Origin of the sequence: Vannielia litorea, from assembly GCF_018424695.1 — a bacterium.
GTDB lineage: Bacteria > Pseudomonadota > Alphaproteobacteria > Rhodobacterales > Rhodobacteraceae > Vannielia > Vannielia litorea_A.
Genome location: NZ_QTNQ01000022.1, coordinates 1 through 22882, shown reverse-complemented (window position 1 = coordinate 22882; position 22882 = coordinate 1). Strand labels below are relative to the sequence as shown.

At 64.5% G+C, this 22882-nt stretch carries 22 protein-coding genes; 14 read left to right on the top strand and 8 right to left on the bottom strand.

The genetic code is table 11. The features are described 5' to 3' along the window. Positions 1–3 precede the first annotated feature (3 nt). From nuoL to DYI42_RS09825, 6 genes are read left to right on the top strand one after another with little or no spacing between them, the layout of a single operon-like run. Positions 4–2181: an NADH-quinone oxidoreductase subunit L gene (nuoL, locus tag DYI42_RS09850; protein ID WP_213545764.1), complete on the top strand. Its 2178-nt coding sequence runs from the start codon at positions 4–6 to the stop codon at positions 2179–2181. Next, entirely contained in the window at positions 2181–3731 is a 1551-nt protein-coding gene (locus DYI42_RS09845) for an NADH-quinone oxidoreductase subunit M (protein ID WP_213545763.1), read from the top strand. Before nuoL ends, DYI42_RS09845 begins: the two co-directional genes overlap by 1 nt. After that, on the top strand, positions 3731–5173 hold the full coding sequence (gene nuoN, locus DYI42_RS09840) for an NADH-quinone oxidoreductase subunit NuoN (protein WP_213545762.1): 1443 nt from the start codon (positions 3731–3733) through the stop codon (positions 5171–5173). Before DYI42_RS09845 ends, nuoN begins: the two co-directional genes overlap by 1 nt. Continuing rightward, the gene (locus tag DYI42_RS09835) at positions 5139–5909 is read left to right on the top strand and encodes a biotin--[acetyl-CoA-carboxylase] ligase (protein ID WP_213545761.1); all 771 of its coding nucleotides are present in this window, start codon (positions 5139–5141) and stop codon (positions 5907–5909) included. The genes nuoN and DYI42_RS09835 overlap by 35 nt, the downstream gene beginning before the upstream one ends. Positions 5910–5920: 11 nt before the next feature. After that, positions 5921–6697, top strand: a complete 777-nt coding sequence (locus DYI42_RS09830) for a type III pantothenate kinase (RefSeq protein WP_213545760.1) — start codon at positions 5921–5923, stop codon at positions 6695–6697. Beyond that, positions 6694–8361, top strand: coding sequence for a ribonuclease J (locus tag DYI42_RS09825; RefSeq protein ID WP_213545759.1), 1668 nt, complete (start codon positions 6694–6696; stop codon positions 8359–8361). Before DYI42_RS09830 ends, DYI42_RS09825 begins: the two co-directional genes overlap by 4 nt. Positions 8362–8553: 192 nt before the next feature. On the opposite strand, the gene DYI42_RS09820 is transcribed toward DYI42_RS09825, so the two are convergent. Further along, entirely contained in the window at positions 8554–10014 is a 1461-nt protein-coding gene (locus tag DYI42_RS09820; RefSeq protein ID WP_213545758.1) for a DEAD/DEAH box helicase, read from the bottom strand. A gap of 125 nt (positions 10015–10139) precedes the next feature. Next, positions 10140–10979: an alpha/beta hydrolase gene (locus tag DYI42_RS09815; RefSeq protein ID WP_213545757.1), complete on the bottom strand. Its 840-nt coding sequence runs from the start codon at positions 10977–10979 to the stop codon at positions 10140–10142. A gap of 102 nt (positions 10980–11081) precedes the next feature. On the opposite strand from DYI42_RS09815, the gene DYI42_RS09810 reads away from it, so the two are divergent. Continuing rightward, positions 11082–12062 (top strand): serine hydrolase domain-containing protein, encoded by a 981-nt coding sequence (locus DYI42_RS09810; RefSeq protein ID WP_213545756.1) that lies wholly within the window; start codon positions 11082–11084, stop codon positions 12060–12062. A gap of 33 nt (positions 12063–12095) precedes the next feature. Here the strand turns inward: DYI42_RS09810 and DYI42_RS09805 are convergent, their stop codons facing one another. Continuing rightward, positions 12096–12650 carry a hypothetical protein gene (locus tag DYI42_RS09805; RefSeq protein WP_213545755.1) on the bottom strand — a complete coding sequence of 185 codons (555 nt, stop codon included), beginning with the start codon at positions 12648–12650 and terminating at the stop codon, positions 12096–12098. Positions 12651–12849: 199 nt separating this feature from the next. After that, a complete protein-coding gene (locus DYI42_RS09800; RefSeq protein ID WP_213545754.1) occupies positions 12850–14448 on the bottom strand; it encodes a peptide chain release factor 3 in 1599 nt (532 codons plus the stop codon). A gap of 72 nt (positions 14449–14520) precedes the next feature. On the opposite strand from DYI42_RS09800, the gene DYI42_RS09795 reads away from it, so the two are divergent. Further along, the gene (locus DYI42_RS09795; protein WP_213545753.1) at positions 14521–14787 is read left to right on the top strand and encodes a DUF7218 family protein; all 267 of its coding nucleotides are present in this window, start codon (positions 14521–14523) and stop codon (positions 14785–14787) included. A gap of 15 nt (positions 14788–14802) precedes the next feature. On the opposite strand, the gene DYI42_RS09790 is transcribed toward DYI42_RS09795, so the two are convergent. From DYI42_RS09790 to DYI42_RS09780, 3 genes are all read right to left on the bottom strand, one after another. After that, positions 14803–15339: a hypothetical protein gene (locus DYI42_RS09790; protein WP_213545752.1), complete on the bottom strand. Its 537-nt coding sequence runs from the start codon at positions 15337–15339 to the stop codon at positions 14803–14805. 256 nt (positions 15340–15595) lie between these two features. Further along, a complete protein-coding gene (locus DYI42_RS09785; RefSeq protein WP_213545751.1) occupies positions 15596–16228 on the bottom strand; it encodes a TetR/AcrR family transcriptional regulator in 633 nt (210 codons plus the stop codon). A gap of 77 nt (positions 16229–16305) precedes the next feature. Next, positions 16306–17355, bottom strand: coding sequence for a Hint domain-containing protein (locus DYI42_RS09780; RefSeq protein WP_213545750.1), 1050 nt, complete (start codon positions 17353–17355; stop codon positions 16306–16308). A 249-nt stretch (positions 17356–17604) separates the two neighbouring features. Between DYI42_RS09780 and DYI42_RS09775 the strand changes: the two genes are divergently transcribed. The 6 genes from DYI42_RS09775 (at position 17605) to DYI42_RS09750 (ending at position 22240) form a co-directional block, all read left to right on the top strand. Next, the gene (locus DYI42_RS09775) at positions 17605–18387 is read left to right on the top strand and encodes an SDR family oxidoreductase (protein WP_213545749.1); all 783 of its coding nucleotides are present in this window, start codon (positions 17605–17607) and stop codon (positions 18385–18387) included. A gap of 86 nt (positions 18388–18473) precedes the next feature. Next, positions 18474–19553 carry an ABC transporter ATP-binding protein gene (locus DYI42_RS09770; protein WP_244867789.1) on the top strand — a complete coding sequence of 360 codons (1080 nt, stop codon included), beginning with the start codon at positions 18474–18476 and terminating at the stop codon, positions 19551–19553. A gap of 154 nt (positions 19554–19707) precedes the next feature. After that, positions 19708–19935: a twin-arginine translocase TatA/TatE family subunit gene (locus DYI42_RS09765; RefSeq protein WP_440870636.1), complete on the top strand. Its 228-nt coding sequence runs from the start codon at positions 19708–19710 to the stop codon at positions 19933–19935. Positions 19936–19957: 22 nt separating this feature from the next. Further along, on the top strand, positions 19958–20536 hold the full coding sequence (tatB, locus tag DYI42_RS09760; RefSeq protein WP_213545748.1) for a Sec-independent protein translocase protein TatB: 579 nt from the start codon (positions 19958–19960) through the stop codon (positions 20534–20536). Between the two features lie 4 nt (positions 20537–20540). Next, the gene (gene tatC / locus DYI42_RS09755; protein ID WP_213545747.1) at positions 20541–21401 is read left to right on the top strand and encodes a twin-arginine translocase subunit TatC; all 861 of its coding nucleotides are present in this window, start codon (positions 20541–20543) and stop codon (positions 21399–21401) included. A 14-nt stretch (positions 21402–21415) separates the two neighbouring features. After that, positions 21416–22240, top strand: coding sequence for an ATP-binding protein (locus DYI42_RS09750; protein ID WP_213545797.1), 825 nt, complete (start codon positions 21416–21418; stop codon positions 22238–22240). 156 nt (positions 22241–22396) lie between these two features. Here DYI42_RS09750 and DYI42_RS09745 read toward each other — a convergent pair. Then, a partial coding sequence (locus DYI42_RS09745) for a peptidoglycan DD-metalloendopeptidase family protein (protein WP_213545746.1) occupies positions 22397–22882 on the bottom strand: 486 nt, incomplete at its 5' end.

Genomic DNA, 22882 nt, shown 5'->3' with positions numbered 1-22882 from the left:
GCCATGGAAACCATCATCCTCTTCGCGCCACTCGTCGGCGCCATCATCTGCGGCTTCGGCTGGCGGATCGTGGGCGAGAAGGCGGGCATGGTCATTGCCACGGGGCTCTTGTTCCTGTCGGCGATCCTGAGCTGGATCGTCTTCTTCAGCTTCGACGGGCAGACCGAGCAGATCACCATCATGCGCTGGATCGAGAGCGGCAGCCTGAGCACCGACTGGGCGATCCGGCTGGATCGGCTGACGGCGATCATGCTAATCGTGGTCACCACCGTTTCCAGCCTCGTGCACCTCTACAGCTTCGGCTACATGGCCCATGACGAGCACTTCCGCGAGGGCGAGAGCTACCGGCCGCGCTTCTTTGCCTACCTGTCGTTCTTCACCTTCGCGATGCTCAGCCTCGTCACCGCCGACAACCTGGTGCAGATGTTCTTTGGCTGGGAAGGCGTGGGCGTGGCCTCCTACCTGCTGATCGGCTTCTACATCCGCAAACCCTCCGCGGGCGCGGCGGCGATCAAGGCCTTCGTGGTCAACCGGGTCGGCGACTTCGGCTTCGCGCTCGGCATCTTCGGCCTGTTCTTTCTGACCGACAGCATCAACTTCGACGTGATCTTCGCCTCGGCCCCGGAGCTGGCGCAGACCAATATCCGCTTCCTGTGGACCGACTGGAACGCGGCCAACCTGCTGGGCTTCCTGCTGTTCGTCGGCGCGATGGGCAAGTCGGCGCAGCTCTTCCTGCACACCTGGCTGCCGGACGCGATGGAGGGCCCGACCCCGGTGTCGGCGCTGATCCACGCCGCGACCATGGTGACGGCGGGGGTGTTCCTGGTCTGCCGGATGTCGCCGCTCTACGAGTTTGCGCCCGATGCGGCCACCTTCATCGTTTACATCGGCGCCTTCACCGCATTCTTCGCAGCGACGGTGGGGCTGGTGCAGAACGACATCAAGCGCGTGATCGCCTATTCGACCTGCTCGCAGCTCGGCTACATGTTCGTGGCGGCAGGCGTGGGCATGTATTCGGCGGCGATGTTCCACCTCTTCACCCACGCCTTCTTCAAGGCGATGCTCTTCCTCGGTGCTGGCTCGGTGATCCACGGGATGCACCACGAGCAGGACATGCGGAACTATGGCGGTCTGAAAGACAAGCTGCCGGTCACCTTCTGGGCGATGATGATCGGCACGCTGGCCATTACCGGCGTGGGCATCCCGCTCACCTACATCGGCTTTGCCGGGTTCCTCTCCAAGGACGCGATCATCGAGAGCGCCTTTGCGGCGGGCACGCCCGCGGGCCAGCTCGGCTTCTGGCTGCTGGTGATCGCCGCCGCCATGACGAGCTTCTACTCGTGGCGGCTCATGTTCATGACCTTCTTCGGCAAGCCGCGTGGCGACAAGCACACCCACGAGCATGCCCATGAGAGCCCGATGACCATGCTGGTGCCGCTTGGCGTGCTGGCGCTTGGGGCGATTTTCGCGGGCATGATCTGGATGAGCAGCTTCTTCGGGCACACCGACCAGGTTGCGAAGTTCTACGGCATTCCGCTGGCCGGCGAGGCCCATGCGACGGAAGAGGGCCACGGCGCGGCCGATGAGCACAGCGAAGTGGCTGCCGCTGCCGAGGAGCATAGCGACGAGGCCACCGAGATGGCCACCAGCCCGGAAGATGTGGAAGTCGTCGTCACCGATGACCATGGCGCGGACGCCGAGCATCACGCGGCCTTCGGCGGCAACCCGGGCGATGGCGCGCTTTATTTCGGGCCGGAAAACACCGTGCTGGACGATGCGCATAATGTGCCCAAATGGGTGAAGCTGTCGCCCTTCCTCGCCATGCTCTTTGGCCTGGTGCTGGCCTGGGTGTTCTACATCCGCCGACCCGAGACGCCCAAGCAACTGGCCGAGAACCAGCCGATCCTTTACCAGTTCCTGCTGAACAAATGGTACTTCGACGAGATCTATGACGTGGTCTTCGTGCGGCCCGCCAAGAGCCTTGGCAACTTCCTCTGGAAGAAGGGCGACACGGGCACCATCGACGGTGGGATCAACGGGCTTGCCATGGGGATCATCCCCTTCTTCACCCGGCTCGCGGGCCGGGCGCAATCGGGCTACATCTTCGCCTATGCGGCGGCGATGGTGCTCGGGATCGTGGTGCTTGTCACCTGGATGTCGATCACCGGAGGGGCGAACTGATGGACAACCTGCTCTCTATCATCACATTCATCCCCGCCATCGCGGCGGTGATCCTCGCGCTGTTTCTGCGCGGGGAGGATGCGGCGGCCCAGAAGAACGCCAAGTGGCTGGCGCTCATCGCCACCGGCGCGACCTTCGTGGTGTCGCTCTTCCTGATTGCCCAGTTCGACCCGGCTGACACCGGCTTCCAGTTCGTGGAAGAGCGCGAATGGCTGATGGGGCTGAAGTACAAGATGGGCGTCGATGGCATTTCGGTGCTCTTCGTCATGCTCACCACCTTCCTCATGCCGCTCACCATCTGGTCGGCCTGGAACGTGAAGACCCGCGTTAAGGAATACATGATCGCCTTCCTGCTGCTGGAAACGCTGATGCTCGGCGTCTTCTGTGCGCTGGATCTGGTGCTCTTCTACCTGTTCTTCGAGGCCGGACTCATCCCGATGTTCCTGATCATCGGCATCTGGGGCGGGGCGAACCGGATTTACGCGGCGTTCAAGTTCTTCCTCTACACCTTCCTCGGCTCGGTGCTGATGCTGGTGGCGATGATCGCGATGTATGTCGATGCGGGCACCACCGATATCGCTGCGCTGCTCCAGCACAACTTCTCCACCGGCACCGTCAGCCTCTTCGGCTTCCAGGTTATCGGGGGCTTGCAGACGCTTCTCTTCCTTGCCTTCTTCGCCAGCTTCGCGGTGAAAATGCCGATGTGGCCGGTGCATACCTGGCTGCCGGACGCGCACGTGCAGGCACCCACGGCGGGGTCGGTGGTGCTGGCGGCGATCCTGCTGAAAATGGGGGGCTACGGCTTCCTGCGGTTCAGCCTGCCGATGTTCCCCGTGGGCTCGGAGGTGCTGGCGCCGCTGGTCTTCTGGATGAGCGCGATCGCCATCGTCTACACCAGCCTCGTCGCACTGGCGCAGGAGGACATGAAGAAGCTGATCGCCTATTCGTCGGTGGCGCATATGGGCTATGTGACCATGGGCATCTTCGCGGCCAACCAGCAGGGGATCGACGGCGCGATCTTCCAGATGATCAGCCACGGCTTCATCTCGGGCGCGCTCTTCCTCATCGTCGGTGTGATCTACGACCGGATGCACACCCGCGAGATCGACGCCTACGGCGGCCTCATCAACCGGATGCCGGCCTATGCGCTGATCTTCTGCTTCTTCACCATGGCCAACGTGGGCCTGCCGGGCACCTCGGGCTTCATCGGCGAATTCCTCGTGCTCATGGGCATCTTCCAGGTCAACACATGGGTCGCGCTCTTTGCGACCTCGGGCGTGATCCTCAGCGCGGCCTATGCGCTCTGGCTCTACCGCCGGGTGGTGCTGGGCGACCTGATCAAGGAAAGCCTAAAGACCATCACCGACATGTCCCGCCGCGAGCGCGCGATTTTTGCGCCGCTGGTTGTCATGACCCTGCTGCTCGGCGTCTACCCGGCGCTGGTAACAGATATCATCGGCCCTTCGGTGGAAGCGCTGGTGGGTAAATACGAGACGGCCGTGGCGGACTTCAGCCCCACGACCCAAGTGGCGGAAACGGGAGACCACTGATGATTTCGACCGATCTTGCCATCCTCCTGCCGGAGATCTTCCTGTCGCTCTTCGCGATGGTGGCGCTGATTGCCGCCGTCTACACTGAGAAGGACGGCATGGCCGGCACGCTCACATGGGCCGCAAGCGCGGTGATGATTGCCGTGGCCGTCTGGGTGCTGATGTCGGGCGGGAATGACCGCACGGCCTTCGGCGGCCTTTTCATCGACGATGGCTTTGCCCGCTATGCCAAGGTGGTGATCCTCATCAGCGCGGCCTGCGTGCTGATGATGAGCCAGGAATTCATGGCGCGTCGCGGGTTGCTCAAGTTCGAATACCCGGTGCTGGTGGTACTCGCGGTCGTCGGCATGATGCTGATGGTCTCGGCGGGCGACCTGATGGCGCTTTACATGGGGCTGGAGCTGCAATCGCTGGCGCTCTACGTGGTGGCCGCGATCCGGCGGGACGGGGTGAAATCGACCGAGGCGGGCCTGAAGTACTTCGTCCTGGGCGCGCTCTCGTCGGGCCTGCTGCTCTACGGTGCCTCGCTGACCTACGGCTATGCGGGCACCACGCAGTTTGCCGGGATCATCGGTGCGGCGGGCGAGGGTGAGATGCCGCTTGGCCTGCTCATTGGCCTTGTCTTCATCATCTCGGGCCTGGCCTTCAAGATCAGCGCCGTGCCGTTCCACATGTGGACGCCGGATGTCTATGAAGGCGCGCCGACGCCGATCACCGCCTTCTTCGCCACCGCGCCCAAGATCGCGGCGATGGGCCTGTTTGCACGGGTGCTGCACGATGCCTTCGGCAATGCCACTGGCGATTGGGGCCAGATCCTGGCTCTGCTGGCCGTGCTCTCGATGTTCCTTGGCGGGATCGCGGCCATCGGGCAGCGCGACATCAAGCGGCTGATGGCCTATTCCTCGATCGCGCATATGGGCTACGCCCTTGTCGGTCTTGCCTCGGGCACCGAGCAGGGCGTGACGGCGATGCTGATCTACATGGCGATCTATGTGACCATGAACATCGGCACCTTTGCCTTCATCCTCTCGATGGAACGGGACGGGCGGCATATCACCACCATCGACAGCATGCGCCAGCTCGGCAGCCGCGAGCCGGTGAAAGCCTTGGCGCTTCTAGTGTTGATGTTCTCCCTCGCCGGCGTGCCGCCGCTTCTGGGCTTCTTCGGCAAGTTCGCCGTGCTGATGGCGGCGGTGGACGCGGGGATGACATGGCTCGCCGTGCTGGGGGCCATCGCCTCGGTGATCGGCGCCTTCTACTACTTGCGGATCGTCTACTACATGTACTTCGGCGACGAGAGCCTGGAGCCGGTGGAGGGCCATATGAGCCCGCTGACCTTCGGCTTCCTGGTGGCGAGTGCGGCAATCATGATCCTCGGTATCGTCAACCTCTTCGGGGTCGACGGCTATGCGGCGGCAGCGGCGGCGACACTTGTCAACTGACGCGGGCCGGATCGTTCTTCCGAGCTGTCCTTCGACGATGACGGTGGCCCGCGATGGTTTTGCGGGCTACGCCGGGCCGACATGGGTGCTGGCGCTGCGCCAGACCGGCGGTCACGGGCGGCGCGGGCGGCCCTGGGCCAACCCGGCGGGGGCCTTCACGGCCACGCTGGCGTTGCCGAACCCCGGCACGGCGCAGGCGGCGGCGCAGAGGAGCTTCGTGGCCGCCCTGGCGTTGTTTGATGCCTTCGTCGCTGTCACCGGGCGGCCCGAGGGGCTTTCGCTGAAATGGCCGAACGACGTGCTGCTGAACGGTGGCAAGGTGGCGGGCATTCTGCTGGAGAGCCTCGGGCCACGGCCTGATGGCACGCTGGACGGGCTGTTGATTGGCATTGGTGTCAATTTGATAGAACCGCCCGATGTGGGCGAGGTCGAGCCCGCTGCGGTGCGCCCGGTGGCATTGGCTCAGGAAGCGGGGGTGCGGGTGGCTCCGGAGGAGTTCCTCGATGTGCTTGCGCCCGCCTACGCCCGCCATGAGGCCAGCTTTGCTACCCATGGTTTTGGCCCCATCCGCCGGGCGTGGCTCGACCGGGCGGCGCGCTTGGGCGAGGTCATCACTGCGCGGCTGCCCGGAGAGGCGCTGACCGGCACCTTCAAAACCATCGACGAGATGGGCTACCTTCAGCTTCAAACCAAGACCGGCCTGCGCGGGATTGCGGCGGGCGAGGTCTTTTTCTGAGAGGGGCGGGCATGCTGCTTTGCATCGACTGCGGCAACACCAACACGGTGTTTTCGATCTGGGACGGAACGCGTTTTGTGGCCACGCTACGCACTTCGACCGAGCACCAGCGCACAGCGGACCAATATTGGGTCTGGTTCAGCCAGCTGATGGAGCACCGCTGCGTCGATGTAGACATCGACTCGGTCATAATCTCCTCCACTGTGCCGCGCGTGGTGTTCAACCTGCGGGTCTTCTCCGACCGTTACTTCAGCTGCCGCCCGATGGTGGTGGGCAAGCCGGAGTGCGCGCTGCCGGTCGCCCCGCGCGTTGACGCGGGTGTTGCGGTGGGGCCGGACAGGCTGGTGAACACGGCGGGGGCCTTCGACCGGCACGGGGGCGACCTGATCGTGGTGGATTTCGGCACCGCCACCACGTTTGACGTGGTTGCCGAAGACGGGGCCTATGTGGGCGGGGTGATTGCGCCGGGCGTCAACCTCTCCCTCGAAGCGCTGCACATGGCCGCCGCCGCCTTGCCTCATGTGGATGTGACCAAGCCTGAAAAGGTGATTGGCACCAACACGGTCGCCTGCATGCAATCGGGCGTGTTCTGGGGCTACGTCGGCCTCGTGAACGGCATTTGCGACCAGATCAAAGGGGAATACGGGCGCGAGATGCGGGTGATCGCCACCGGCGGACTTGCGCCGCTGTTCCAGATGGGCCATGCCCGCTTTGACGCGTTTGAAGACGATCTGACAATGCATGGGCTGACGGTGATCCATGCGCATAACCAGAGGCTTACTGAATGAGCAAAGAACGGCTGATCTATCTCCCCCTCGGCGGGGCCGGGGAAGTGGGGATGAACGCCTATGTCTATGGCTACGGGGCGCCGGGCAAGGAACGGCTGATCCTTGTCGATCTCGGCGTGACCTTCCCCGACATGGACGGCACACCGGGTGTGGACCTGATCTTTCCCGACATGACCTGGCTGAAGGAAAACCGCGACCGGCTTGACGCGATCTTCATCACCCACGGCCATGAAGATCACGTGGGCGGCATCGGCCATTTCTGGGCCGATCTGCGCGCGCCGGTCTATTGCCGCCGCTTCACCGCCGCCCTTGCCGTGCGCAAGATGGATGAGCAGGGCCAGGACGTGGAGCATGTGAATGCCGTCGGCCCTTACCCGGAGACGGTGGAGGCGGGGCCGTTCAAGGTGTCTTTCCTGCCGGTCAGCCATTCGATCCCCGAAAGCTCGGGGCTGGTGATTGACAGCCCGGCGGGGCGGGTGGTGCACACCGGTGATTTCAAGCTCGACGGAAACCCTTTGGTGGGCGAGCCCTTCGACCCCGAGCTCTGGAACGAGGTGGCCAAACCGGGGGTGCAGGCGCTGACCTGCGACAGCACCAACATCATGAGCCCGCACCCGGGCCGCTCGGAGGCCACGCTGCCGCCGGCGATTACCGAGCTTGTGAAAAACTCCACAGGCATGGTGGTGTGCACCACCTTCGCCTCCAATGTGGCGCGGGTGAAGACGCTGGCTGATGCCGGCGCGAAGGCAGGCCGTTCGGTCTGCCTGCTGGGCCGGGCGATGAAGCGGATGGTGGCTGTGGCGATCGACACCGGCGTGTTGGAGAAGTTTCCGCACACCGTAACGCCGGAAGAGGCTGCCGACATTCCGCGCGAGAACCTGATGCTGATCGTGACCGGCTCTCAGGGCGAGCGGCGGGCGGCGTCGGCGCAGCTGAGCCGCGGCAAGTTTCTGGGTCTGACGATGAAGGAGGGCGACACGTTCCTCTTCTCGTCCAAGACCATCCCGGGCAACGAGCGTGGCGTGCTTCGGATCGTGAACGCCTTCTCGGAGATGGGCGTGGATGTGATCGATGACCGGAGTGACCTTTACCACGTGTCCGGCCATGCAAACCGGCCGGACCTCGAAGCGATGCATGATCTCATGCACCCCAAGATGCTTATCCCCATGCATGGCGAGCACCGGATGCTGCGGGAGCATGCCAAGGTGGGTGAGGCCAAGGGCATCCCTTCGGTTGTGGCGGTGAACGGCTCGATGGTGGATCTTTCCGGGGCAAAGCCCGAGATCGTGGAATACGTCGAAACCGGACGCACCTACCTTGACGGTTCGGTAAAGATCGGCGCGCTTGACGGTGTGGTGCGTGACCGCATTCGGGTGGCCCTGAATGGCCAGGTCTTCCTGACGCTCATCATGGATGAAAACGACGAGCCTTTGGGCGAGCCCTGGGCCGAGCTGGTCGGCCTGCCGGAAACCGGACGTTCGCGCGCTCCGCTGGTCGAGCTGATCGAGGCGGCGGCGGACGGGTTCATGGGGCGGGCCGACGACAAGGTGCTGATCGACGATGACAAGATCGAGGAAGGGCTGCGCCGGGTGGTGCGGCAGACCGCCGTCGAAGAGATCGGCAAGAAGCCCGAGGTCGTGGTGGTGATCAGCCGGTTGAGCTGAGCCGGTCGCGGGGCCGGTCTCCCGCCACCCACCCCGACCGCCCCCGCGCCCGTGGCGGTGCAGGTTGCGCGGCGCTCGGCGGTTCGGCATGTCGAGAGCGCGCGCCAGAAGCGTTTTGGGCCTCCGGCGGGGATTTTCGAGGAGCAATGAGAGAGGGGCGGGGCCGCTGGGCGCCGCCCGTGATCGTTTGCGTCAGCCGGGATCGGGCGTTTCGGCGCGGTCTTCGAAGCTGCGGGCGATGAAATCGGGCAGGTGATCGCCGAGGCCCTGCGGGGTCTTGCTGCCGCGATCGGAGGATCGGTCACTGCGCCCGCGGCCCCCGCGCGAGCGGCGGCGGGGCTCGCTGTCATCGGGTTGCTCAGATTCCTGCACAGGCGCGGCCTCGCTCACAGCCTCGGCGGCGGGGCTTTCCTCTGCCGCGTCGTCCTGCTTGCGGCGGGAGCGACTGCGGCTGCGCTTGGGCTTCTCTTCGGCCTCCGCGTCATCGGCTTTCGGTGCCGGTGTGCCTTCGGGCGCATCGAGGCGCGGGATCTCGTTTTGCACGAGGCGCTCGATGTCGGCGAGGTTCTTCTCGTCGATCGGTGCGCAGATCATCAGCGCGGCCCCGGACCGCCCGGCACGACCGGTGCGGCCGATGCGGTGCACGTAGTCTTCGGCGTGGCTAGGAACGTCGTAGTTGAAGACATGGGACACGGCCGGAATATCGAGCCCGCGCGCCGCCACGTCGGAGGCGACGAGAAACTGGAGCGTGCCCGTGCGGAACTCTTCCAGCGTCTTCATGCGCTGGGACTGGTCGAGATCCCCGTGAATGGGGGCCGCGTTGTAGCCGTTTTTCTTCAGCGATTTCGCGACGATATCGACGTCGACCTTGCGATTGCAGAAAATGATCGCGTTGGTGCAGGCCTCGCCTTCGCCGTCGATCAGCTTGCGCAGCATGCTGCGCTTCTCGGTGGCCGCGCGATCGCGTCGGGAGGGTTTGAACATCAGGACGCCCTGCTTGATGTTCTCGCCGGTGGTTGCGGCGCGGGCGACCTCGATTTTCTCGGGGTTGCTGAGGAAGGTATTGGTGATCCGCTCGATCTCCGGCGCCATGGTGGCGGAGAAGAACAGCGTTTGACGGGTGAAGGGGGTAAGCTGGAAGATACGCTCGATGTCGGGAATGAACCCCATGTCGAGCATCCGGTCGGCCTCGTCGACCACCATGATCTGCACGCCGGTCAGCAGCAGCTTGCCGCGCTCGAAATGGTCGAGCAGGCGGCCAGGTGTGGCGATGAGCACGTCCACGCCGCGGTCGATCAGCTTGTCCTGTTCGCCGAAGCTGACACCGCCGATCAGCAGCGCCTTGGTGAGCTTCGTGTGCTGGGCGTAGGTGTCGAAGTTCTCGGCCACCTGGGCGGCGAGTTCGCGCGTGGGGGCCAGCACGAGGCTGCGCGGCATCCGGGCGCGGGCGCGGCCACGCTTGAGCAGCGAGATCATCGGCAGCGTGAAGCTGGCGGTCTTGCCGGTGCCTGTCTGGGCGATGCCCAGAACGTCACGGCCTTCGAGCGCTGGCGGAATGGCGCCGGCCTGGATCGGGGTGGGGGTTTCGTAGCCGGCGTCTTCAACGGCTTTGAGGACCTTCGGGTCCAGCTTCAGATCGGAAAATTTGGTCATGTACGTCCGTGTCTTGCGGGGACGGCCCCCGCGGGATTGGGACGCAACGATCAGGCGCCCCGCGTGCGCCCGCACGCGCGTCGTGCAGGCTCCGGCGGCGTAACGCAGATTTGCGCAGAGGTCAATCAGCCGACCCCATGGCGGGACAGGAAGGCATCGACCGCTTCGGTGTAGTGGCCTTTCATCCCCAGTGTCGAATTGATGGCTGCGTGAGAGTGGTCAAGCTCGAGCACCTCCGCTTCGACCTGCCGGGCCTTGGCGGCCCGGGCGAAGTTGCGCGCCGCCGAGAGTGCCGCGCGGCGTTTGCTTGAGGCCACGAGGAGGAAGGGCGTGGCGCCCGGCCCGAGGCGGGCATAGGGCGATGCGTCTTCCCAGAAGGCGCGGCTGGTGCCGAAGGCGCGTTTGTGGATGCGGCTGGGTCTGCGGGCCATGTAGCGCTCGGTGTCATAGACCGCTGAGTCCAAAGCCACCGTGGCGCGCCAGTTCTGCGCGCCCCAGCGACGGGCAAGGCCCGGATCGGCCCCAAGCAGCGCCACGAGATGCGCGCCCGCGGAGTGGCCCATGAGTGCGAGCCGGTTCGGGTCGCCTCCCCAGCGCGGTGCATTCTGCTGGACGTGGGCCAGCGCGCGGGAGAGGTCGGCGGCCTGTTGCATCGGGTCGGCCTCGGGCAGGAGTCGGGTGTTGACCGAGATGAAGCCCAGGCCGCGTCCGTTCCAATGGGCGGCCTTGGCCTTCCAGACGGTGTCATTTGCCTTGTCGCCGAAGGCCCAGCCGCCGCCGTGCAGGAACACGACGAGCGGCGCGGCGCTGGCGCCTTCGGGCATGTAGGCATCGTAGCGTTGCAGCGCGTGGGGGCCGTAGGCGACCTCGCGCACGGCCCGGGTGGACGCACGCAGGGGCAGGGCAGGCAGGCTGGCCCATGCGGCGAAGCCGAGGAGTGTTTTGCGGCGGTTGAGCAATGTCATCTGTCTGTCTCCTCCCTGCATTCTACCCAGGACGCGGGCCATGCATACGCGCTCACGGAAAGGTTTCTTGGCCTGCGGCTTCCGCGCCGCAAATCTGGGTGCATGATTACACGTCGCACCCTGCTCGCCGTCCCCGCCCTCCTGCTCATTGCCCGTCCGAATGCTGCCCGCGCGCTGGAAGGGGCGGTGGAACGGGCCCGCGGTTTCGAACAGTTGCACAGCCTTATCGTGCAGCGCCGCGGCGCGCGGGTGGTGGAAGAGGTGGTGGCGGGGCCGGGCGTGGCGCGGCCCGCAAATGTGAAATCGGTATCGAAGACGCTGGTGGCCACCCTGCTGGGCTGCGCGGTGGACCGGGGGGAGGTGCCGGGCGTGGGGGCGACGCTGAGAGAGGTTGCGCCCGGCTTGATTCCCTCGGGCGCTGAGGAGGGCGTTGGCGCGATCACGTTGGAAGATCTGGTCACGCTTCGCGCGGGCCTTGAGCGCACATCGGGGGCCAATTACGGCGCCTGGGTTTCGAGCCGCAACTGGGTGGCCGATGCGCTGGGGCGCGAGATGGTGGCGGAGCCGGGTGGGCGGATGCTCTACTCCACGGGCACCACCCACGTGCTGGGCGCGGTATTGGCAGAGGTGGCGGGCAAGAGCCTGCTGGCGCTGATGCGCGAAAGGCTGGGGGCCGTGCTGGGCGAGGTGCCCGCCTGGACGCGCGATCCGCAGGGGCGATACCTGGGCGGCAACGAGATGGCCGTTAGCCCTGATGGTCTTACGCGCTTTGGCGAGATGATCCGGGCGGGCGGAGTATGGGAGGGCGAACGGCTCGTCAGTTCCGAATGGATCGAGGCCAGTTTCTTGCCGCGCACCCGCTCGCCCTGGTCAGGGCTGGGCTACGGCTATGGTTGGTTTCTGGGCGAGACCGAGGGGATGCGCTACGGGCTGGCGCGGGGCTACGGCGGGCAGGTGCTCGCCGTTTGCCCCGAGGCGGCGGTGGTGGTGACGATTACCTCCGACCCTTCACAGCCCGCCCGCAGCGGCGGCTATTTCGGCGAGCTCCAGGCACTGGTGGAACAGGTGATCGCTTCGGGCTAGCCCGGTGGCACAAGGACCACCGGGCCTTGCGCGTTACTTGACCACGTTCATTACAGACCACGTGCCGTATTGCGCGAAGAGACTGATCTCCAGTCCCGGCGTCACGGGGATGCCAACGCTCATGAGCGACGGCTTGTTGCCCTTGGCGGGCATGTTATTGGCGATCTCGCGCGCCTTCTTGGCCACTTCCGCGTAATCGCCCGGGTCCATCTTGGAGGCCTGCTTGATTGCGCCTGCTGTCAGCCCCTTGCTGTCGGCCAGCTTCTTGATGACCTTTGCCATCTTCTGGGACTTGCCAAGCGCCTTCACGATGCCGCCCCACTTGGCGCCGATGGCGAGGTTGAAATCCCACCCCGAGGTCGAGTGGCCATGCAGCGTCCACGGGTCGGGGACGTTGCTGATCACGTAGAAATCGAGGCCGATCCCGCCGCCGAGGCCCGGGCCCCAGCGGTTGCGGATGCTTTCGATCTCAAAGTGGGATGTGTAGCTGTCGAGCGAGTAGAAGGTGCCATACATGGCATTGCGCCCGTATATCAGTGCGTGGCCACCAAAGCTGCCGGCAAGGCCGAACCAGATTCCTGAACTCATGGGAATGTCCTTTCATTTCAAATCACTTGCGGGCCCATAAACCGAAAAAGCGGAGAACGGGCGCCTGAGTGGAACCGGGATGGGCAAATACGGGGCTATGGCAGCCGTAATGCCGCCGTGGCCCCCGCCAGTCCGGACCTCGCGATGTCACATGACATCGCGTCAACAAACTAAGCAAAATCGGCTACGGATCAACCCGTCAGACCATCATTTCCTTGGTCGCGGTGAGCGCCACGTCCGGATAATCGCGCTCAACGCGGTCGATATCCCACTGAAGGCGGGTGAGGTAGACGAGGTCGCCATCGTTGTCTTCGCCCATGTGCTGCTTGTTGGCGGCGGCGAATTTTTCTACCGCCTCCTTCGGGCCGGAGACCCAGCGGGCGGAGGTGAATTGCGAGGGCTCGAAGCGCACCGGCAGGCCGTATTCCATCTCGATCCGGCTCGCCAGAACCTCGAATTGAAGCTGGCCGACGACGCCGACGATGAAGCCCGAGCCGAAGGTGGGTTTGAACACCTTGGCCGCGCCTTCCTCGGCGAATTGCATCAGCGCCTTGTCGAGGTGCTTGGCCTTGAGCGGGTCGCCCGCGCGGCAGTTTTGCAGGAGCTCGGGCGCGAAGGAGGGGATGCCGGTGACCTTCAGCGCCTCGCCTTCGGTCAGCGTGTCGCCGATGCGCAACTGGCCGTGGTTGGGGATGCCGATGATATCGCCGGCCCAGGCCTCTTCGGCCAGCTCGCGGTCGGAGGCGAGGAACAGCACCGGGCTGCTCACGGCCATCGGCTTCTTGGTGCGCACATGGGTCAGCTTCATGCCGCGCTGGAAGTGGCCGGAGGCGAGGCGGAGAAAGGCCACCCGGTCGCGGTGCTTTGGGTCCATGTTGGCCTGGACCTTGAAGACGAAGCCGGAAACCTTTGTTTCCTCGGGCGAAATCTGGCGCGGTTCGGCGCTTTGTGGCTGCGGCTCGGGGCCGTATTCGGCGATGCCGTCCATCAGCTCTTTCACGCCGAAGGAGTTGATCGCGGAGCCGAACCAGATGGGGGTGAGCGTGCCCTCGGCCAGCGCCTGCGGGTCGAGCTTGGGGAGCAGTTCAGAGGCCATCTCGACCTCTTCGAGCAGCTTTTCCAGCAAGTCGGCAGGGATGTGCTCGGCCAGCTTGGGGTCATCCAGCCCTTCGATTTTGATGCTCTCGGCCACCTTGTTGCGGTCGGCCCTGTCCATCAGTTCCAGCCGGTTGTGGATCATGTCGTAGCAGCCGAGAAACTCGCGGCCAACGCCGATGGGCCAGGAGGCGGGCGTGACGTCAATCGCCAGCATCTCCTGGATTTCGTCGATGATCTCGAAGGTGTCGCGGCTCTCGCGGTCCATCTTGTTACAGAAGGTCAGGATCGGCAGGTCGCGCAACCGGCAGACTTCGAAGAGCTTTTGCGTCTGGCTCTCAACGCCCTTGGCGCCGTCGATCACCATGATCGCAGCATCCACCGCCGTCAGGGTGCGGTAGGTGTCTTCGGAGAAGTCGCTGTGGCCGGGCGTGTCGACAAGGTTGAAGCGGAACTTGCCGTAATCAAACGACATGGCGGAGGCGGAGACCGAGATGCCCCGATCCTTCTCCATCTGCATGAAGTCCGATCGCGTGCGCCGCGCTTCCCCCTTGGCCCGGACCTGGCCTGCCATCTGGATCGCGCCGCCATAAAGCAGGAACTTCTCGGTCAGGGTCGTCTTGCCGGCGTCGGGGTGCGAGATGATCGCAAAGGTCCGGCGGCGGGCGATTTCAGGGGGCAGGGTTGGGCGATTGTCGAGCATGGGCGCTCTCTACCACGCCCGGCGGGAACGGCAAGCGGGGCGTGCGGGTTGGGCCTGCAAAGGAGAGACGACATGGCAAAGAGAGAAGACCCAGGCCCGAGCGTGAAGGACCATGACACCTACGAGGCGCTGCGCGACAAGGGCTACTCCAAGGAGAAGTCGGCCCGCATTGCCAACGCGCAGGCCAATGACGACATGGCGCCCAGCAAGAAAGGCGGCGAGTCCCCGCCCTATGAGGAGTGGACGGCGGATGACCTTTACGAACGGGCGCAGGAGCTTGACGTGGCCGGCCGGAGCGAGATGACCAAGGACGAGTTGATCGAAGCGCTGCGGGGGTAGGGCACCCGCGCCCTTCTACATCGCCTGAATGAAGGCGTCTGCCGGGCGTTTCGTTTCCTTGCAGGCGGCGTAGAGCGCGGCGTATTTCGTGCCGAAATCCCAGACCTTGTTGGAGTAATCGTAGGTGGTGTGGGCCACCTTCGCATATTTGTAGGCCTCGGTTCCGGTGGAGGTGACGGCGCCGATGACCTTGTCGAAGCCGAACATGAGCATCGCGTCCTGGACTCCAATGGTGGCCTCGAGCGCCTGCTTGGTCATCTCCGGGATCATCAATCCGCGCAGGTTGTTTTGCACGTTGATACGGATGTCTTCCCAGGCCTGCCCGGCGGCAGGTTTTACATTGGGGTAGTGCCCGGCGACGCCCGAGGACTGGCGGGCCGAGTAGAGGTGGAGCGTGCCGGCCATGTAATCCAGAATTGATCCGATCCGCGCGACAAGCAGCGCGTTGAGGGAGCCGCACTTGGTGGCCAGCTCCCCTTTGAAAGACTTGTGGGTTTGATCGAGAATACAGAATGTCGTGATCAGGACGGGCAGAGGAGCGTGATAAGACATGGAGCGGGCCTTTGTTTCTGTGGCGGGCCGAGATGGCGCGGGCGCGCGAAGGGGAGGTGGGCGGGAATTGCCCGTCGGGAAGAATTCGCGGCGCCGCGCCCGGCTTCAATCAATGCCGTGAGGGCAGCAAAGCAGGGGGATGCTGTCAATCGTGGGGCGCCCTCATTTTCTGATCGAAAGGCCGGGCAAAGGCGTGGTCGTCAAGCGCTACTAGGGCCTTCGGGAAAACGGCAGGCCAAGATTTTCGCAATGCAAATCAACCCTTCGTTGTATGGCTCCAGATTTTCGGCCCCGACCCTGTGGCGCTGCGCAGATACGACTCGATCAGCCGATCGATTGCGCGGCGCGTCACCTGGCCGTGGCCGCCCGAAAACCCCAATGAGGCGACCATCTTCCAATGGCCGTACATCATGCAGATGAAGAGGTAAGCCAGTTCCTGCGCCCCCTGCGTTCCGATGCCCGGATACTCCAGTTCCAATTCGTGGCTCAACACCTGGCCCAGCAGCGAGTATTGGCTGCGCAGGTTGGTCCGGATACGCGGGCTGCCGGCGGAGAGTGACATCAGCGCGTCATACACCTGATCGTCGCGCGGCTTGAGGTTGCCCTCGATCATGTCGAAGTAGAAATCGAAGAAACAGCGCAGGCGCGCGGCGCCTTCCAGCTTCATCACCTCCGAGATCAGTGCGTCGCGGTAAAGCCCTGCGAGGTGATCGCAGAGGTCTATCATCAGGTCTTCGGGGTCCGGGTAGTGATAGCGGATGAGCTGGCGGGACAGTGCGCCGCGGCGGGCGATCACATCATAGGAGAGCATTGGAAGCCCGGTGTCCATCAGCGCCTCGAATGCCGCCGAAACGATCTCGTCCTTGCGGGCGGTGGGCCCCTTGTTCATCGCGTCTCCCTTCCCCAAGGTGTTCGCAAGGGCAAGGATAACAACGAGTTGGGTCTTTCTCAAAGCTGTTTAAAAGGTTAACGCCCCGCGCTGCCCTTGAAGATGCGGCGGCGCTTTTCCGGGTCTATCACCTCATCGGCCAGCTCGGTGCCGAAGGCGGGGGTATGGGCGAGGTCGCCGAACTCGGCCTCGATCCCGGCGGCAATCTCGCCCGGCAGGCTTTGCCGGGTATCGGGCGACAGCTCCAGCGACTCCACAGGGATGCATTCGGCGTAGATCACCTCGTGATGATCGAAGACGAGGGTGAAGTAATCAATGAACCCGCCCTTGCGGATGAAAACCGCATCATCGTCCACCAGCAGCGCGGCCTTCACCAGCATTTCGGCGGTCTCAGTCACCCTGTCGACCCCGCGCTGGTAGACGAAAAGCCGCTGGTGCTGGCTCAGGATCAGGTCGGCGGCGTTACCCAGCGTGCCTTCGGTGATGACCACGGGGGCATAGGCACCGACGGCGCGCACCGTCTGGGTGCCGATCCAGCGCACGGGCTGGGCGCCGTGATCGCGCGTCAGCACCCGCTCGCCGGGCACGAGATCTTCCACCGGCTTCTGCGCGCCGGAGGCCAGCGTGATGGCGGTGCCGCGCACGAAGGCGAAAGACGTGAGGTCGGAGAGCTGCACTTCGCCCGGATCTTCCGAAATCCCGATGAGCGTGTACTCCACGCGCGGCTCCATTGGCTGGAGCGGCAAAACATGGCGCGTGGGGCCGCCCTCGGCTGGGATCTCGATCACCAAGAGGTCCATCCCGCCGCCGTCGCCGCCCATGAAGGTGAGCCGCCCCGCCAGGGTCACGGCATCGCCCGGTACGCCCAGTTCGGAGCCGTTGGCGACCCGGTGCTGCCCGGCTTCGGTGACAATGGCCAGCTTTGAAACCCCGGCGTCCTCGCCCAGAGCATAGACATCGCCCTCGCAAAGCTCGTCCAAGTCACCCAGCTCGTCGCCCAGGTTGGCCCCGGAGGTCACCCGAAGATCCGCGCCTGCGAACAGGCGGCAATCATAATGCGCCCGGCCGGAGGCGCGCGCGGGCGCGCCTTTTGCCTCGTCTGCCTGGTCTGGGGTCGGCGTGGTCATCTTGTTTCGAAACCTGTTCGTCACACGGAAAACGGCTCCGCAACCGATCATGCCACCACCTGCCGAATTTCTTAACGTCGGGGTGCCCTGCGGGTCAACCGGAACACTGGCAGGTCGGCGGGATGTGGCAATTGTGCAGGCGCGCAATTAACAAGGAGACAACGTCGCGACCAAGGCTCCCCGGGCCACGCTGGCGAATCGGCGGATGCCGGGCGAGGGTGCGACGAAACGATATCAGGGAGAACTGTGATGGATCTTGGAATTTCAGGCAAGCGGGCGCTGGTTTCGGCCTCCTCCAAGGGGCTCGGCCTCGGCTGCGCACGGGCGTTGGCCGAAGCCGGATGTCGCCTTGTCATGAACGCGCGCGGTGAAGAGGCACTGGAAGCCTCGGCAGAGGCGATCCGCAAGGACTTCGGCGTAGAGGTCGACACCGTGGCCTGCGACGTGACCACCGAAGAGGGGCGGGCCAGGCTGCTTGAGGCCGCCGGAAAGGTGGAAATCCTGGTGACAAATGCAGGCGGTCCGCCGCCGGGCATGTGGCAGGACTGGGACCGGGACGACTTCATCGCCGCACTCGATGCCAACATGCTCACCCCCATCGCCCTGATGCAGGCCGCCCTTCCGGGCATGATCGAGCGGCGCTGGGGCAAGGTGGTGAACATCACCAGCCAGTCGGTGAAGAGCCCGATTGCGGTGCTCGGCCTCAGCAACTCCGCCCGCGCGGGGCTGACGGGCTTTGTCGCCGGGACGGCGCGGCAGGTGGCGGAATATGGAGTCAATATCAACAACCTGCTTCCCGGCATTCACGCGACCGACCGGGCGGATTCGCTCGACAAGGGCGTGTGCGAGAAGGAGGGGATCACGATGGAGGAGGCGCGGGCCAGGCGCGCCTCGACGATTCCGGCCAACCGCTACGGCACGCCCGAGGAGTTTGGCCAGACCTGCGCCTTCCTCTGCTCGCAGCATGCGGGCTATCTGGTCGGCCAGAACATTCTGCTCGACGGCGGCTCGCTGAATTACACGCTGGCCTGAGGCAGACCCGGCTTGCCGGGCGGTGGGGCGGCTGCTACCACCGCCCGAAACCCGATGCTTTCGCTCGGGAACGGGAAGGCCAGAGCTTGAGCGTGAGCTACCGGATCGAGGTTGAGCACCTGACGCGCCGTCTGGGCGGGCGTGAGGTGGTGCGCGACCTCTCGTTGCAGCTGGCACCGGGGCAGGTGACCTGCCTTCTGGGGCCGTCCGGTTGCGGCAAATCCACCACCCTGCGGATGATCGCGGGCGTCGACCGGCCCGACGCCGGGCGCGTTCTGGCGGACGGCGTGGTGCTTTCGGATGACAGCGGCTTCATGCCGCCGGAAGAGCGCAACATCGGGTTGATGTTTCAGGATTTCGCGCTGTTTCCACATCTGACCGTGGCAAAGAACGTGGCCTTCGGCCTCAAGGGATCGGGCGCGGCGGCACGGGTGGCCGAGATGTTGGAGCGGGTCGGGCTGAGTGGCCATGCGGCGGCCTATCCGCACGAGCTTTCGGGCGGCGAGCAGCAGCGGGTGGCCTTGGCCCGTGCGCTGGCCCCGCGCCCCCGGGTGATGCTGATGGATGAGCCTTTCTCGGGCCTCGACATGCGGCTGCGCGACGACATCCGCGACCAGACACTGAGCGTGTTGAAGGAGGAGGGCACGGCGGTGCTGCTCGTCACCCATGAGCCGGATGAGGCGATGCGGATGGCCGACGAGATCCTGCTGATGCGCGACGGCGGGATTGTGCAGAGGGGCGCGCCCTATACCGTGTATAACAACCCGGCAGACCGGAAAGCGGCGGCGTTTTTCAGCGATATCAACATTCTGCGCGGCGAAGTTCATGGCGCGCTGACGGAGACGCCCTTTGGCTCTTTTCTCGCGCCGGGCGTGCCGGACGGGCAGGAGGTGGAAATCGTCTTCCGGCCCCAGCACCTGACCATCGACTTCGACAGGGCGGGGCGCGGGCCGAACCCGACGGAAAGCCACGGCATGCCGGCCCGGGGCGTGGTGGAGCGTGCGCGCTTCATGGGGCGGGAAAGCCTGGTCGAGCTGAAGATGGACCATGACGGGCAGGTGCTGCGGGCGACGATTCCTTCTGTGTTTCTGCCCAAGCCGGGCACTGTGCTCTGGCTCACCATTCGGCGCGACAGGTGCTTTCTGTTTCCCGCACGCACCGAATGAGGGGCTGCTGCGGCTATGTGACCGCAGGTTTTGCCCAATCGTGATGTAAAGGCCCCTTTCGCCCGGGGCCGAAACTCCATAAATAGGGACGACTTCCCGGGGAGCCCAAGGTGGCCCCGTGGCAAGGCTTCAGGGACCAAAGGACGGGCAAATCATGCAAGCGATGTTCATCACCAATATCCCCCCGGTCGGCTGGCTTCTCATTGCCGTCGTGGTGCTGGTGCTCTTTGGGCGCGGCAAGATCTCTTCGCTGATGGGCGAAGTTGGCAAGGGGATCACCTCTTTCAAGAAAGGCATCTCGGACGGCAACAAGGAGCTGGACGAGGCCGATGCAGCCGCCGCGCGTGACGTGACGCCGGAAGAAGAAAAAGACAAGGCGTAATAGGCGCTTAGGGGCATTCCGAATGGGCTGGAGCGAGCTTCTGCTGATCGGCGTGGTGGCGCTGATCGTGGTGGGTCCGAAGGATCTGCCGGTGATGTTCCAGTCGCTCGGCAAGATGACGGCCAAGGTGAAGCGGATGGCGCGGGAGTTTTCGCGCGCGATGGAAGACGCCGCCGACAGCACCGGCATGAAGGATGTGGCCGGCGACCTCAACAAGGCGATGAACCCCAAGTCGATGGGTATCGACAAGCTGCGGGACGCGGCCGACCGGTTTGACAAGTGGGAGCCCAACAAGCCTGAGAAGAAGAAGGCCGCGGCAGGGTCTGAAACCCAGAAGCTCTCGGAAGAGCGGGAAGAGGCCAAGCAGAAGATCCAGGAGGCCAGCGCAAAGGCCGCCGAGGAGCGCAAGGCGCGCGAGGCGGCTGCGGCAGCCTCGGAAGCGGCAGAGCTTTCGGACGAGCCGGACCTTGATGAAGGAATGGTAAACGGGGCGGACACCCCACCCGCGCCGACGGCCCCGGACGAAAAGAGTGCATCTGAAAATAATGAAGAAAAATCAAAGACAAAGCCGGAAGCTGCCGGCGGTGCGGGCGTGAGCTGACCCTATGAGCCAGGCCGAAGAGAACCTCGACGACACCTCCGCGCCGCTCATCGAGCACCTGGCGGAGCTGCGCACCCGGCTCATCCGCTCGGCGATTGCCTTCATCATTGCGGTGTTCATCTGCTTCTATTTCGCAGGCCAGATCTTCGATTTCCTTAAGCAGCCGGTCTGCGAGGCGATGGCGGAGCGGATGCAGGCCTGTAACTTGCAGATGATCCGCCTGCAGGACGGGTTCTTCGTGCAGATCCGCATTGCCATGCTGGCCGGTTTCGCGCTGGCTTTTCCGGTGATCGGCTTCCAGCTCTGGCGGTTCGTGGCCCCCGGGCTCTATCGGAACGAGCGCTCCGCCTTCCTGCCGTTCATGATTGCCTCGCCTGCCATGTTCCTGCTGGGCGCGGCCTTTTGCTATTACATCGTGATCCCGCTGGCTTACGACTTTTTCCTTGGGTTCCAGGACTTTGGCGGAGCCGCCCCGACAGGTGTCGAAACCGCGGATGAGGGGCAGGTTGTGGCCGGGTCCGGATCGGTGGTGTTCCAAGGCTCGATCTCGGAATACCTGAGCCTCACCATCACCTTTGTCATGGCCTTTGGCGTCTGCTTTCAGCTGCCGGTGCTGCTGACCCTGCTGGGCAAGGCCGGGCTTGTCAGCGCGGCCGGGCTGGCGGCGGTGCGCAAATACGCGGTTGTGGCGATCCTGGTGCTGGCCGGCATCGTGACGCCACCGGATATCTTCACTCAAGTCATTCTTTTTGTTGCGGTTTACGGGCTCTATGAGGTGTCGATCTTCCTCGTGGCGCGGGTGGAGCGCAAGCGGACGGCGCGGCTGCGGGCCGAGGGCATTCTGGACGAGGACGAAGAGTTTTGAGCGTGGACGACCCGATGGACCGGATTGCCGCCGCGCTGGAGCGGATGGCGCCGCCGCCGCTGGAAAACCCCGACTTCACAAGCGCTTCCGCCTTCCTGTGGCATGCCGACCCGGATGCGCTGGAGCCGGTGGACCAGGTGAACAGGGTCGACATCGGCCTGCTGGTGGGCATTGACCGGTCGCGCAACACGCTGGTCGAGAACACCCGCCAGTTTGCCGCCGGGCTGCCTGCAAACAACGCGCTGCTCTGGGGTGCCCGGGGCATGGGAAAATCCAGCCTTGTCAAAGCGGTGCATGCCGCAGTTCAGGCGGACTTCCCCGAGTTGAAGTTGATTGAAGTGCAGCGCGAAGACCTGCCCTCCATCGGGCGATTGCTGGGGCATTTGCGCAAGTCTGAGGCGCGATTCCTGCTGTTTTGCGATGACCTCTCGTTCAGCCATGACGACGAGCATTACAAATCGCTTAAGGCCGTGCTCGATGGGGGAATTGCCGGGCGGCCTGAAAACGTGGTGTTTTACGCCACTTCGAACCGCCGCCACCTGATGCCGCGTGACATGATCGAGAATGAGCGCAGCACGGCAATCAGCCCGAGCGAGGCGACGGAAGAGAAGGTCTCTCTTTCCGACCGTTTTGGCCTTTGGCTGGGCTTCCACCCGTGCAGCCAGGATGAATATCTGGCCATGATTTCAGGCTATTGCGCCGAGCACGGGGTGGAGGTGGACCCCGAAACCCTGCGCGCCGAAGCCATCGAATGGCAGGCGACGCGCGGCGGGCGCTCGGGGCGGGTGGCCTGGCAGTTCTTCACCGACTTGGCGGGGCGCAAGGGCGTGAAGCTCTGAGGTTTGGAAGGTGGGCAGATTGCCCACCCTGCGGTTAACCTTTGGCGGCGTTAACCGCAAAAACACCACAGCCACAACTGATGCACATCCCATGCACAATCCATGCAGACGAAGAACATGCCGGCATGGTTAAGTTAACCGCCCGTGCGCCCCCACTCAGGGCAGGTAGGGGGCCGGGTCGATGGCTTGTGTGCCCTTCAGGACGATGAAGTTGAGGAAGGCCGGGTTGCCGGGGCTGACCTTGGCGATGGACTGGCCCTTGGAGACCTTGTCGCCCTTCTTCACCGTCACCCCGTCGACATTGGCGTAAACCGAGGTGAGCCCGCCGTCATGCTTGATGCCGACGTAGGTGACCTGATCGTCGGTCTTGGTAACGACGAAGACGGTGCCCGCGTCGGCGGCCTTCACCGGGCTCCCGGCAGAGGCGGAGAAGTTGACCGACTTGTTGCGCGACGAGAACACCCGGCTGATGCTGCCGTTCACCGGCGACACGAAACGGGCCGAGCTGGCCGAGGCCTGAGTGGCCTGCTTGCCGAGATCGGGGCTTTCGGGCGTGCCCGGGGCGGGCTTGGCCTCGGTCGTCTTGGTCTGGGCGGCGGCGGGCTCGTCCTTGGGCAGGGGCTTGGCCGCCGAGGGCGGGGT